9 protein-coding genes and 2 pseudogenes are annotated in these 12,496 nt (G+C 63.7%); 4 read left to right on the top strand and 7 right to left on the bottom strand.

Features of this window, described 5'->3' with window-relative positions; genetic code table 11:
- A partial coding sequence (locus ACFQ24_RS05440; protein WP_380909546.1) for a catalase occupies positions 1-853 on the bottom strand: 853 nt, incomplete at its 3' end.
- A gap of 170 nt (positions 854-1,023) precedes the next feature.
- Between ACFQ24_RS05440 and ACFQ24_RS05435 the strand changes: the two genes are divergently transcribed.
- Positions 1,024-1,899: an SDR family NAD(P)-dependent oxidoreductase gene (locus ACFQ24_RS05435; protein WP_380909544.1), complete on the top strand. Its 876-nt coding sequence runs from the start codon at positions 1,024-1,026 to the stop codon at positions 1,897-1,899.
- Between the two features lie 81 nt (positions 1,900-1,980).
- Positions 1,981-4,833: an ATP-binding protein gene (locus tag ACFQ24_RS05430; protein ID WP_380909542.1), complete on the top strand. Its 2,853-nt coding sequence runs from the start codon at positions 1,981-1,983 to the stop codon at positions 4,831-4,833.
- Here ACFQ24_RS05430 and ACFQ24_RS05425 read toward each other — a convergent pair whose 3' ends face one another.
- Positions 4,834-5,634, bottom strand: coding sequence for a hypothetical protein (locus tag ACFQ24_RS05425; RefSeq protein ID WP_380909540.1), 801 nt, complete (start codon positions 5,632-5,634; stop codon positions 4,834-4,836).
- A gap of 503 nt (positions 5,635-6,137) precedes the next feature.
- On the opposite strand from ACFQ24_RS05425, the pseudogene ACFQ24_RS05420 reads away from it, so the two are divergent.
- A pseudogene (locus tag ACFQ24_RS05420) lies at positions 6,138-6,410 on the top strand (helix-turn-helix domain-containing protein); the annotation flags it as partial.
- 110 nt (positions 6,411-6,520) lie between these two features.
- On the opposite strand, the pseudogene ACFQ24_RS05415 reads toward ACFQ24_RS05420, so the two are convergent.
- From ACFQ24_RS05415 to ACFQ24_RS05400, 4 genes and pseudogenes are all read right to left on the bottom strand, one after another.
- Positions 6,521-8,308, bottom strand: a pseudogene (locus tag ACFQ24_RS05415) (strawberry notch C-terminal domain-containing protein); the annotation flags it as partial.
- 102 nt (positions 8,309-8,410) lie between these two features.
- Complete coding sequence (locus ACFQ24_RS05410) at positions 8,411-9,415, bottom strand: tyrosine-type recombinase/integrase (RefSeq protein ID WP_063142269.1); 1,005 nt, start codon at positions 9,413-9,415, stop codon at positions 8,411-8,413.
- Positions 9,412-10,326 carry a tyrosine-type recombinase/integrase gene (locus ACFQ24_RS05405; RefSeq protein ID WP_063142271.1) on the bottom strand — a complete coding sequence of 305 codons (915 nt, stop codon included), beginning with the start codon at positions 10,324-10,326 and terminating at the stop codon, positions 9,412-9,414. Before ACFQ24_RS05405 ends, ACFQ24_RS05410 begins: the two co-directional genes overlap by 4 nt.
- Positions 10,320-11,411: a tyrosine-type recombinase/integrase gene (locus ACFQ24_RS05400; RefSeq protein WP_429615135.1), complete on the bottom strand. Its 1,092-nt coding sequence runs from the start codon at positions 11,409-11,411 to the stop codon at positions 10,320-10,322. Before ACFQ24_RS05400 ends, ACFQ24_RS05405 begins: the two co-directional genes overlap by 7 nt.
- A gap of 48 nt (positions 11,412-11,459) precedes the next feature.
- On the opposite strand from ACFQ24_RS05400, the gene ACFQ24_RS22685 reads away from it, so the two are divergent.
- A complete protein-coding gene (locus tag ACFQ24_RS22685) occupies positions 11,460-11,753 on the top strand; it encodes a hypothetical protein (protein ID WP_429615133.1) in 294 nt (97 codons plus the stop codon).
- A gap of 259 nt (positions 11,754-12,012) precedes the next feature.
- On the opposite strand, the gene ACFQ24_RS05395 is transcribed toward ACFQ24_RS22685, so the two are convergent.
- Entirely contained in the window at positions 12,013-12,294 is a 282-nt protein-coding gene (locus tag ACFQ24_RS05395; protein WP_380909548.1) for a methylase, read from the bottom strand.
- Positions 12,295-12,496 lie beyond the last annotated feature (202 nt).

The raw sequence follows: 12,496 nt of genomic DNA, 5'->3' as shown, positions 1-12,496 counted from the left end.
CGGATCGACAAAACAGATCATGAGGGGCATGCCCCCCATGATCTGATGACCAAACTGGCGGCATAATCACAACAGGGATGAGCTTAACTTCGCCGCCAAACTGTCCAAAAAGGCGGGACCACCTCAGGGTGGCATCATCGAGGATGTCGCCGGGCTGGGCGAGCTCGAGTACGAGGTCGAACGCAACCGGTTCGCGGCTGAGCCGTTCGCCGATCTCGTCGAACAGGATGGAAACATCCTGCGCGGCGAGATCCGTCGCAGGCTGGCCCTTCTCGCCGGCGACGGGCGCCCAGTGGAAGCGCGCAGCCGTGATCTTGCCGTCCGCATTAACCAGGTTGAAGGCATGGACCGCGTGGAAGGCCGTATGGGCGAAGCTCACCGGCGCCGGGGATTCGGCGCGCATCTTAAGCACCGCGGCGGCATTGGGATGGTCGGGCAGGATCGCCTTGAGGCCGTCAAGATTGGGCGGGCCGCCCGGCGTGAGCGGCGCCGCCGCGTCGACCAGCCTGACGAACTGATCGATCGAGCGGGCGATGAACAGCTTCTGGCTGAGCATCACCAGGTTGGTGACTCGCCCGTCGGGCAGGTAGAAGCGCGTCGCCATGCCCACGGTCGCGCTGAAATGGGCGAAGGGGTCGCCGCCGCCCTTGGAGAAGCGGACCGTGACGGGGAATTCTGCGCCCTGGAGATGGACCGCGCGGCTGTAGCGGGATGCCAGAGCATTGGCCTGGAAGCTACCGCGATAGAAGCGGCCGTCGGCGTGAAGCGTGCGATAGCCTTCGTGCTTTCCCAGCACCGCATGAATCTTGGTGACGAGCTCGCCGGCAAGTCGATACTGGCTGTTCTGGGGCATTCCGCTACTCCCCACCGGAATCGGTGTGCGGGAGCAGGCTAGGTGTGCGGCCCGCGCGAGCGAAGTGAGCGTACGATAGGGCTATGTTAGCGAGTTGCGCTAACGCTTCGTCACCTTATCCGCAGGGGTTCGGGGTCTTAGGCTGGATCTATCAGCCAAGGAGGTCCCCTATGTCGTCCATCCCGCCGCCTCGCCAGCCATCCAGATTGTCCGGCCGCGTCGCGGTCATCACCGGCGCGGGCGGCGGGATCGGTCTTGCCCTGGCGCTGGAGGCCGCGCGGCGCGGTATGGACATCGCGCTCGCCGATATCGGCGAAGAAGCGCTGCAGGCGGCAAAGGCCCAAGTGGAAGCGCTCGGCGTGCGAGCGATTGCCGTGCGAACCGACGTGCGGGACTTGACCGCGGTCGAGGCGCTTCGTGATGAGACCGCATCCCAGCTGGGCGAGCCCTGGCTGGTCATCAACAATGCCGGCGTCGCAAAGATCGCTCTGGCCTGGGAGACGAGCGAGGCTGACTGGCGGCGCCTGCTCGACATCAATGTCTGGGGCGTCGTCAACGGCCTGCTCGCTTTCCTGCCGGGACTGCGATCGCGGCAATCGGGTCATATCCTCAACACAGCTTCGGTCGGCGGCCTGCTCGCCATGCCCGCCAACGCCGCTTATGTCGCCAGCAAGCATGCCGTGGTCGGTCTGTCCGAAACCCTATTTCGCGAACTGGAAGCGGACGGCGGCGCGGTCGGCGTCTCGGTACTGTGCCCAGCGCTGGTGAAGACTGCGATCGCAGGCACACGCAAGGTCGACGGCAAGACCGTTTCCGCGATCGACTCGCCCCATGCGATGGAACCGGGGGATGTGGCGCGCATCGCGCTCGACGCGGTCGATCTGGGGCAGTTCTGGATTCTGACCCATGGCGAGGGCATCGCGGCATACATGCGCGCGCGCCTCGAGCAGATGATCTGCCAGCACAATCCCGACAAGACCAGCGTTGATCGCGCGATCCTTGAGACGGCGACATCGGCGACCGGCCTCGATTTCCTGCGTGACTGAGCGGCGCCGGCCGAACCGCTGCGTCGCGCGCTGTCGGGCGGACGCGCGAGATGCTAAGCTCGGCACGAGCAAGGAGCATCGATGAGTTTTGCGCCCGCCGAAGAATTCAGGTTCGGGCCTTTTTGCCTGTTGCCCGATCACTCGGTCCTCTTGAAGGATGGCGAGCCAGTTCGCTTGGGCAGCCGCGCCACGGAAATCCTGACCCTGTTGGTGCGTAATGCGGGCATGCTCGTCACCAAGGCGCAGATCCTGGAGCAGGTCTGGCCCGATACGATCGTCGTCGAAGCCAATCTCTCGGTGCATATGAGCGCGCTGCGCCGCGCGCTGGACGACGTCGATGCGGCCTCCCCCTATATCGTGACGATCCCGGGGCGCGGCTATCGCTTTACCGCCGGTGTCTCCGCCGACCTGCAGGAAAATCCCTATCAAGCCGTGGCGAACGCCCCGCCAAGTAATCTGCCGCTCCTGCTCACCAGGCTGATCGGCCGGTCCGAAACCCTTGACGCCCTTGACCGCCAACTCGCCGAGCAACGGCTCGTCACCATTGTCGGAACCGGCGGGGTCGGGAAGACGGCGCTCGCGCTAAACGCGGCCGAACGCCAGCTCGGCCGCTGGCGTGACGGGGTCTGGATCGCCGATTTCGCGTCGCTCGCCGACGCCGACCTCGTGCCGGCGGCGCTCGCCACAGTGCTCGGGCTGGAAGTCCGTTCGTCAAATCCGGTGCCCGGCTTGATCAGCGCGCTGACCGACAAGGAGATGTTGCTGCTCCTCGACAATTGCGAGCATGTGATCGAAGCCGTTGCGATGATCGCCAATGCGCTGCTCCAGTCTGCGCGCTCGGTGGCGATCCTGGCGACAAGCCGCGAGCCGCTCACTATTCCCGGCGAAAATGTGCTCCGGCTCGAACCCCTCAGCGTGCCGCCCGAGACCGAGATCGTCGGCGCCCGGGAAGCGCTTCACTATGCCGCGATCGAATTGCTGAGCGAGCGCGCACGCGCGATCGATGCCGTCTTCGTGCTGGGTGATGAGGATGCGCTCGCCGCATCGCTTATCTGCCGGAAGCTCGGCGGCGTGCCCCTCGCGATCGAGTTTGCATCGGCTCTGGTTCCGATCTTCGGGCTGCGCGGCTTGTCCACGCGCCTCGACGACCGCCTGCGTCTCCTGGGCGACGGCCACCGCAGCGCGCTGCCGCGTCACAGGACGCTGACCGCGGCGCTAGACTGGAGCTACCAACTGCTGGAACCGTCGGAACAACGCGTCCTGCGCCGGCTTGCCATCTTCACGGGCGGGTTCACCATCGAAGCTGCGACGGCGGTGATGGGGCCGGACGTCGATGAAACCGAAGTTGCAGAGATCGTGGCTCGCCTCGTGCGCAAATCACTCGTGTCTCCCGACATGCGCGACGCGCGGCTGCGCTTCCGTCTGCTCGAGACGACGCGGGCCTTCGCCCTGCTCGCGCTCGAGGAGGCCCGGGAAGGCGCGGCAGCGTCCCGTCTCCACGCGGAATATTATGCGCGCGTGCTGCACGGCGACGGCGAATTGTCTCCCGCGAGCGATGACTATGGCGCCTTTGTGCCCGACCTCGACAATATCCGCGCCGCGCTGCGCTGGGCGACCTCCGCCGGGGGTAACATTCCCACCGCCCTGGCGATCGGAGCGGGTGCGCTCCCGATCTGGTTCGGCCTGTCGCTGCTCACCGAATGCGGGACGCGCATGAGCGCCCTGATGGACGGGCTGGATCCCAGCCACAGACAATCCCCCCACGGCGCCGCGATCGACATTGCCATCCAAGCCACTGGCATATTTACGTTCGGGGCGCCAGATGCGAGTTACCGCGACTGGACCGAGCGCGAGCGCATGGCCGCCAATGAGAACGACCTGATCGAGCGGGTTCGCCTGCTGCTGGGTCGCTGGACGTACAATATCCGAATGCCCGACTACGAACTCGCGGACGAGCAATCCATGACCATGGAAGAGGTCGCCAGGTCGGGCACCGGTATGCCGGCAACGGGCGATGCGCCGCTGGCGTTCCTTGTCGATCCCGCCCATCTTGTCGCAACTGCGTCATGGGCACGCGGAACGACCCTGCACCATGTCGGCGACCTGGCTGCGGCGCGCACCTACCTCGAACGCTTCCTCGACCAAGAGACGCCGGCGATGCGCTCGTTCTTCATGGCGATCACCGGGTTCGATCGGCGCGCATCGGTCCTCGGCCTGCTCGGGAACCTGAAATGCGTTGCGGGCGACGTCGATGCGGGGCTCGAGGATACTTGTACGGGAATCGCGGAAGCCAGGACCACTGGCAAGGCTCTCCCCCTTTGCGAGGCGCTGCAGTGGGGCTGCTTTACGATGCTGTTGATGGCCGAGCCGGAGACCGACGTCGGATTGCTGATCGACGAACTGCTGCGGACGGCGAAGAATCATTCGCTGTACAGCCACTTCGGTGTCGCGCTGTGCCTGAAGGGGTACCAGTTTGCCGCCGCCGGGAAGCATGAGCGCGCCATCGATCTGCTTCGCCAGGGACTCGTTCAGCTTCGGGAAGCCCATTACGGACCGTTCGATCCCTTTTTTGTGGGCATACTTGGGACCAGCCTCGCGGCGGTCGGACAGGTGCGCGAGGCGCAGCGGAGCATCGAGACATTCGAGGAAGCGCGCGAGACTCATCACGGTTTTTGCGGTCCCGAATTGCTGCGACGAAAGGCGCTGCTCGCGGCGATTTCCGGAAATCCCGATCTCGCAGAAGCCGGGCTGAAGACCGCCCGCGATGACGCGGTCCAGCAGGGAGCGCAACTGTGGCAATGGCGAGCCGGATCGGATCTGGCTGCCTTGTATCAGGCGCGAGAGCGATTGGACCAGACGCTTCGCGAACGCGAAACATTGACGCAAGCCATATCCGGGCAGATTCAGTCGCGGGTCCCACGGCCACATTGGTAGTCAGGAAACAAGCGCGAGCGCCCTTCCACAATTCGCGCGACCGGTCAGGATCCAATCAGGCAATTGCGCCAGTACTTCGTTCGCGATGCGCGTGTCGAGCGTGGATCGGTCGTTGACCGGCAACAAAAGCCGTCGAGACCAGGTCATGCAACCGTGTGGATCAGCAAGTTCGACCGCCACCCGCACATTCTGACCCACGAGCCGCAACGTTCCGTGAAGAAGCGCTCGCACGTCGAGATCGCGCGCTGTCTTGGTCACGGTGCATAGTCTTTCTCGATACGGGAATATCGCAAGCCTGGAGGCGAGTCGCAGAGGAGTCTTTTCGTCAAGCAGCGCGATCAGTTCGTCGGTGGCCGCGTCTGCCAACCCGTCGTCCTCCCCGATGGCCAGGGACCGGAACGGCATCACGGCAAGATCAATGGCGGGCTCTATCTCGCCGTGCCGGGCGAGCGACATGCGACCCCGCTCGATAGTGGGCTGGTAGCCGGCGGAGGGAAGGACAATGCGAAGTGGAGCGTCGTGTCCGGGGCCTTCATAGTGAGCGATCAGCTTGCGTCGCAGGCGGCGCGCCTCGACGCGCACAGTGGAATCGACGCGCGGATCGTAAGGCGAGGTCCGGCTGTACAATGCGTCACCGATCACGAGTTCCTTCAGAGTTGAACCGCGGCCAGCGAGCGTCTCTTCGACCAGGAATGCAAGGAGCGAAAACAACCGCTGGCTGCGGCGAAAGGTGCAACTCTGTCGCAAGGTGTCAAGGTGTGTTCGCGCCAATATGGCATCAGGCAACGGGGCGTTCTCCACATTTGCCTCCCTTCATCCCGCCTATCATGTCTTGGCAACCATGGAGATTTCATCTTTGACTGCGAAGCGCCATTTAAGAGTTCCAAAGAAATCCAAAGCGCTTAGCTGGAAGGTGCAACGGATCAATCCGGTCCAGCTTTTCAACTAAGGGATTGAGCTTGTTTGCGGGCACATCTTTCTACGAAGCTGCCCCGCGCCCTGTCAGATGAACCGCCGGCAGATGACGACAAGACCTGTTACCGCAGCATAAAACATTGGAACGGCGTGTAGGTCCGCGCCACGAACGTCGAGCCCATCGCAATCTGGACCTTTTGCCCTGGAATCCACGCGATGCTCCGGAGGGTTGGCCCTTTCAACGTGACGAGCCGAAGGCGATTGGCCGGGTCGTCGATTGCCGCGACGGTTCGTGCGTTTCATGAACAGACCGATCAGCGCCTTGTTCAGCCTTCTGGTGACGGTATTGCTCGACGAGCTGGCGAACGCTCGGCGCCTGGGCGGACAAGACGGGCATGAGCGCGCGCAGCTTGGAACGGCTCATAAGCCGTGAGACCGGCATGAGCTTCGGGCGCTGGCGTCAGCAGCTTGCCGTGATCCTCGCGGTGCAATGGCTGGTCGGCGGCGCCTCCATTCAGCAGGTCGCGGCGGACCTCGGCTATGAGAGCATGCCGAGCTTCGTATCGATGTTCCGCAAGGCGCTTGGCACTTCGCCAGGTCGCTACATGACGGAACGCCATTTCGGCGGACGCCGGACTGCAGGTCCCGACGGCAAGGAGTGAGGCGGCGCAACCGTGATTCCGGGCCTGTTGAGTATGATGCTTCAGGCAACGCCTGCCATAGGCGCTCATGCCGGGCGCCACCCGCATACAGGACCCTATGGCTGGCAAATTCAAGTGGCGGCCAGAATCCGAGCCAGAAGCGTCTCAGCCGATGCCATCGGCACGAATATGCGGGTGCGGTACTGTATCACCTCGGTGAAGCATCCGATGGATTTGAGCCAGACCAGGCGGTCGTGTGGGCAACCAACGAGCTCGATGCGCGGCGAACCGTTGACCACGGAGCGCTTGATCGTGAGCGGGAACGGATGGGAGACGTCGATGCTCCGGCCGGCCGTCACTGCCCTGACCACAGCATCGGGCGGCAGCGTTTCGGACCGATCGATCCCGAGCTTGGTGAAGAGCTGGGGCACATGATCGTCGAATACGAGACGGCCGAGCCACGAGCCCCCTTCCCCATCGACGATGCGGTTGACCGCCATATGATCGCTCGGCAGTGCCGACCAGATCGGCAGCAGCAGGCCCGTGGCCAGCCGGATCGTCTCGCTGTCGACCGTCTGCCGGGCTGCGTCCACCTCCTGCGACCACTCGGCTATGAACTCGTCGCGCGTAACCTCCTCCCAGGAGGATTCGTAGAGATCGTCCTCGCGCATGTACTCGTTACGCGTCGGCCGCATCATCTCGACGCGTGGGATCGGCGTCCCCTCCTTCTCCTCCATGAGCGAGCGCGCACGCGTCCGCAGTGCGGCCTTGCCGGACTTGCGGTTGATCATGAAGCCGGCACTGGCATCGCCGTCGGCAATCCGCAGGATGCGCTCAAGCGAGACGGGATTGCGGCGCCGCGCGATCTCGATGGTGAGCAGATGCGAGGTTGCGCCCGTGCGCGGATCGGTCCGCAATACCACGTCATCGATCAGCGTCGCCTTGTCGACCAGGATCGTCTCGACACCGACATCGAGGCGGCCTGCCTCGCGCGCGGCCGAGACACGGGTTTCGATCAAGGACAGGAACTCGTCGAAGATGCTGTTCTGCAGCGCGATCGGCAGGGCGAGGATGCGATTGAGCCAGCGCTGGATCGGCGGCATTTCGTCCTTGAGGACGCCGTCCTTGTCGCAGAGTTCGAGGCCGGTGCGGTGCTGGAAGTCGTCGAGCGTGGTGCTCGAAAGCTTGCCGGCCGCGAGCAGGTCGAACCAGGAGAGGAGCGCCGCGCAGGCATATTCGCTTTCGAGGTTGTCGGCGGGGTCGAACAGCCCCTGCCCGCCCGTCTGCCGCTGGCCGCGCGTCAGCGCGCCGAGGCTGTCCAGCCGCCGCGCGATCGTGCTGGTGAAACGCAGCTCGCCCTTGCAGTCGGTCGTCACCGGGCGGAACAGAGGCGTGGTCGCCTGGTGCGTGCGGTGGGTTCGGCCGAGCCCCTGGATGGCCCGGTCGGCGCGCCAGCCGGGTTCGAGCAGCAAATGGACGCGCTGCTCCTGGTTCAGGACATCGAGAGAGGCATGGTAGCTTCTCCCCGTGCCGCCGGCGTCGGAGAAGACCAACATCCGCTTCTTGCCGGCCATGAAGGCGGCGGCCTCCGCCTGGCTGGTACGCGCTGAGCGGCTTTCCAGCTTCTGGCGGCCGTCGCTCGCCGTGATGAGGCGCTTGGTGCGGCCGGTGACCTCGGCGACATTGTCGTGCCCGAAATGCTCAAGGAGAGCGTCGAGCGCCGACATGATGGGAGGCATGGCGCAGAGCTTCTCGACAAGAGCTTCGCGCGCGGCTTCCGCCTCGGGATTGTAGACCGGATGGCCGTCGTCATTGACCATCGGCAGGGATCGCGGCGTTCCCGTGTCGTCCTTGAAGACCCGCATCTGCCGGGTCGGGAAAGCGCGCTCGAGGTAATCGATGATGTATTCTTTGCAGTCGCAGTTTATGTCGAGCGTGGCGGCGGGAAGCGCAGGTTTCCTTCGGTTTTCCATGATTTCACTCCAGATAAAGTGAGTGCCAGGGGGGTGTCCGGAGACGGGCTAGGCTCGCCTTCGAACGTCGGTGAGCATGGTGATCAGGGCATCGGATGGCGGCTTGAAGCGCCCGGGCTTGATGGCAGGTGCGCCGTGCGCCGCGAGAATCTGCAGCTTCTCCTCGGGATCGGCGCGCAAATAGGTCTCGGTGCTCTGGATGCTGGCATGGCCGAGCCACAATGCGACTTTGCGAATGTCCCCTGTCGCCGCGAGCGTGTGCATTGCGCAGGAATGGCGCAGCACGTGCGGTGTTACGCGCTTTCCAAGGATTGACGGCTGCTTCGTTGCCGCGGTCTTGACGTGCTCGGCCAAACGAAACGCAAATCCGTCGCGGGTCATGGGCTGCCCGTTGGCATTGAGGAATATCTCGGCAGCTTGCGCTTTGGGCCGTATCGCAAGCCACGCGCGCAATACGAACTGGGTCTCTTTCCAGAGCGGAAGGACCCGTTCACGCCGACCCTTGCCCATGATGTGCACGGTGGACAGGGAGCGGTCCGGGAAATCGCGCAGTTGTAGCGTTACGAGTTCCGACACCCTCAGCCCGCCAGCATAGGCCAGATGCAGCATTGCGCGATCGCGGGTGCCAAGGCGTGTCCGGGGATCCGGGGCATCGAGCAAAGCCTTGATCTCTGCCCGGTCGAGGTAGTCGATCAGCGCCTTGTCGGTCTTCTTGGTAGGGATCGATCTGACGCGAAGGGCCTGATCCAGGCAGGCCGGAATACGATACTCGATGTAGCGGAAGAAGGACCGGATCGCGGCGAGCCTGCCATTGCGGGTCCGAACACAGCTGCCGCGACCGTTCTCGACATGGTCAAGGAAGGCCATGATCATGTCGGTGCCGAGATCCTCGATCTCGAGATCGGTCGGCCGACGCTTCAGCCGATCGGCAGCGAACTCGACCAGGAGGACGAAGCAGTTGGCATAGGTCTTCACCGTGTGCGGACTGACAGCACGTTCGCGCGGCAGATGTTCACGCAGGTAGATCGAGAGATGCGGAGCGAGTGCCGTCATGCCGCTTCTCCCCGGTAAAGTTGCTCGCTGGCGGCAGCGATATCGCGCAGCAGCACCGGAGTGGCCTCGAGATACCAATAGGTGTTGGCGACCGACGCATGCCCCAGATAGACGCTGAGTGTCGCCATGTGGTGTGCGATGGCTTCCCTGTCGCGCGGGCACGACTCAAGCGAACGCACAGCGAAAGTGTGCCGCAGGTCGTGTAACCGCATCCCGGCCGTTCCGGTCGGTCCGCGGTATCCGAGCTGCCGGGCCAGCCTGACGAACACCACGTGGGCGCGCACCTTGTGTGGTGCTCTCCCCCGAATGGTCACGAACAGGTCATTGCCCGTGGCGCCAAGCCTTGCCCGGGTGGCGAGATATGCTTCGAGCGCCTGACGGGTCGATGGCTGCAGGGTAATCAGCCGCTGCTTGCCGAACTTGCCGTTGCGGACGATCAGGCCATCCTCGACCAGATCGTTGCATTGCAGAGCGAGGGCCTCGGAAATCCGGAGACCTGTCGCCGCCAGCAGGCCGAACAAATAATGGTACGTGTATGGGCTGATCGTGTCTTGGGACGCAACGTCCAACGCCGCGGTCATGATCGCCCGGACCTGTTCCGGTTCGATGATGGTCGGGGTCGGGCGTGGCCGCTTGCCCCGGCCGAAGACACCGGCAGGCGGAACCTCGTGAACTGGATCATCGGCTTGGATAAAGCGGCTGAAGTTGCGAACGGTGTCGAACCTACGGCGGGCCACATTTTGCGAACTCGCCGTGTGGCACCAGTCGTAGACCCGCTGGACTTGGATGTGTCGGTCGCCGAATCCTCCGGCGTAGGCGGCGTACAGGTGCAGCAAGCGTTCCTGTTCGGAGAACTTCCGTCCCAAGCTGCGATGGAGCGTGACGTATCTGGAAATGTGCATGTTCAGCATGACTGTTCTCCCGGCCAGGGCTGCGCGATCTTCATGAGCATCGGCAGATCGACCTTGGCGTAGATGGCAGTGGTCTCGGGCGAGCTGTGACGCAGGATGGTCCCGACGGACTCCAGGCCTGCGCCCGCTCGCAGCAGGTTGGTGGCAAGCGAATGCCGGAATATGTGCGACCCGGTCGGCACCCCATCGATCCCACCGCGGTCGCGCGTACGGGCGACGATGCCGGCGATCTCGGCGGACGAGCGGAATGGCCGGAACGGCGCTTGTGCGCGCAGGAACAGATGCTCTTCGACGGCCTTCGGGCGGGCTGCCGCAAGATATGCCAGGATCGCGTCGCCAACATCCTGCGGCAACGGCAGGCGGTCCGGCCGGCGCGTCTTGCCCTTGACCGTCAGGTGGCCGGATCGCCAGTCGATATCCTCAAGGCGCATGTCCTGAATATCACCAGCGCGCAGCCCAAGTCTGGCGAGCAAGAGGATGATGGCCTTGTCCCGGACCTCCACCGGACGATCTGTTGGACAGGCCGCAATGATCCTCTCGATCGTTGCCGGGTCAACGTGGCGCGGCAGCTTCGAAAGGCGGTAGCGCTGCACAGATGGAACTGCATGCAACAATGCCGGCCGGCACTCGCCACGCACGACCAGAAACCGGATGTAGCTCCTCATTATCGTGACGAGCAGCGATACCGAGCCCGGCGTCTCCTTGCTTCGTCGCTGGAATGCGCTCCTGAGTCCGGCGGCATCCCATAGCGAAGGCTCGCCAAGCATTGGCATCAGCCGTCTAATATCGGTCCGGTAGCGCCGGATCGTCTCGTCCGTGGCGCCGCGGTGTTGCTTGAGCCATGCCAGGTAAGCCGACATGTGCGGGTTATCGTCCGCCACCGGTTCAACCAATGGGATGGCGCCCCGGCCTCGCAGGAACTCGACGAAGTGCCGTGCGCATCGCCCCCGCCGCTTGGTGCCTGTTGCGACCAACTGGCCCCGCTTGCGCCAGACCGGGCATCGGCAATCATGCGCGGCGTACTCGTCGATGATCGTGTCGTCGATATCGATCCATTGGCGTCGCGTAACACGAAGCCAGGCCACGACATGCTCTGCCTCGGATCGATAGGACTGCGCCGGGCCCTCGGCGAGTTGCAGGCGATCGATCGCATCGGAATAGTCAGCGAGGTGCCGTGGCAGATCGTCGATCCCGTCGTCGACTTCGACGTAGCCTTGATCTTCCAGGAACCGGACGAAGCGCCTGACCCTTGCTGCTTGGTCAGCCTTGTAGTGCGCTTGCTGCGCCGAATACCGGTGGCACCGGCACCGATGCTTCTCGAACCGCCGGACAGCCTGATCGTCAATCGTGCGGATCGCGGTCCTATGCCGCTCCAGCCAATGCAGGAAATGGCGGACCGCCGCGCCATACAGAACCGCACAGCCTGACTTCTCGTCGAGGGACAGAGAGGAGAGGAATGCGGTGAGAAGAGCGCCGTGACTGGGCGGGTCTTCGACCCTGAGCGGGGCAGTCCGAAACGGCAGTGATGATCGTGTTCGCATGTTGGCTCCTTCGACTTGCTGAGGTCGACGGAACCGTAGTTATCTGGAGTGAAATCATGGAAAACCGAAGGAAACCTGCGCCTCCCGCCGCCACGCTCGACATAAACTGCGACTGCAAAGAATACGTCTAATGTTGAGCTCAACATTACAGGAACTCGCGGGGGCTGAGATCAATTTCCAGGTTTGCCCGTTCGTCGGGCGAGAGGTCGCCCAGCCGCCGATCCAGGATCGATTCCGCGGTCGTGACCAGCTGAAGGACCACCGACTGCCCCGCGGAGAGATGCCCCTTGGCCGCCGCGATCACGGTCGGGAGCTTCATGCTGAGCAGGAGCTGGCCGAAGAAACGCTGCTTGGTCGATTCGAAGCGCGAGCGCGCCGAAGCCTTTGCGCCGCTGTTGAGCGTCGCATTTTCGAGCCCGTCAACCACTGCGGTCAGTTCGAGGGCATGCTCCATGTTGCGGTGGATGATGCCTTATCGCGAGGAAGCGGTAATGCGGAGGAACGCGGCGTAGTCCTGCAAAGCTGCGGAACATTTCGCCACGTCCTTCACATTATTCTATAGGGTGTCGAGCCATCCCATCAGATTGGCATCTCGCTTCCACGAAGGTGGCACGTTGCTCGCCGCCGGG

The organism is Sphingobium olei, from assembly GCF_042678845.1.
Classification (GTDB): Bacteria; Pseudomonadota; Alphaproteobacteria; order Sphingomonadales; family Sphingomonadaceae; genus Sphingobium; species Sphingobium olei.
Note: the sequence above shows the minus strand (reverse complement) of the source record. Positions and strands in the feature narration are given on the sequence as shown.

Bases quoted from the DNA above. Each gene is read 5' to 3' on its own strand.
- ACFQ24_RS05435 (WP_380909544.1), top strand. From the start codon at position 1,024: ATGTCGTCCATCCCGCCGCCTCGCCAGCCATCCAGATTGTCCGGCCGC.
- ACFQ24_RS05430 (WP_380909542.1), top strand. From the start codon at position 1,981: ATGAGTTTTGCGCCCGCCGAAGAATTCAGGTTCGGGCCTTTTTGCCTG.
- ACFQ24_RS05405 (WP_063142271.1), bottom strand. From the start codon at position 10,326: ATGCTGAACATGCACATTTCCAGATACGTCACGCTCCATCGCAGCTTG.
- ACFQ24_RS05410 (WP_063142269.1), bottom strand. From the start codon at position 9,415: ATGACGGCACTCGCTCCGCATCTCTCGATCTACCTGCGTGAACATCTG.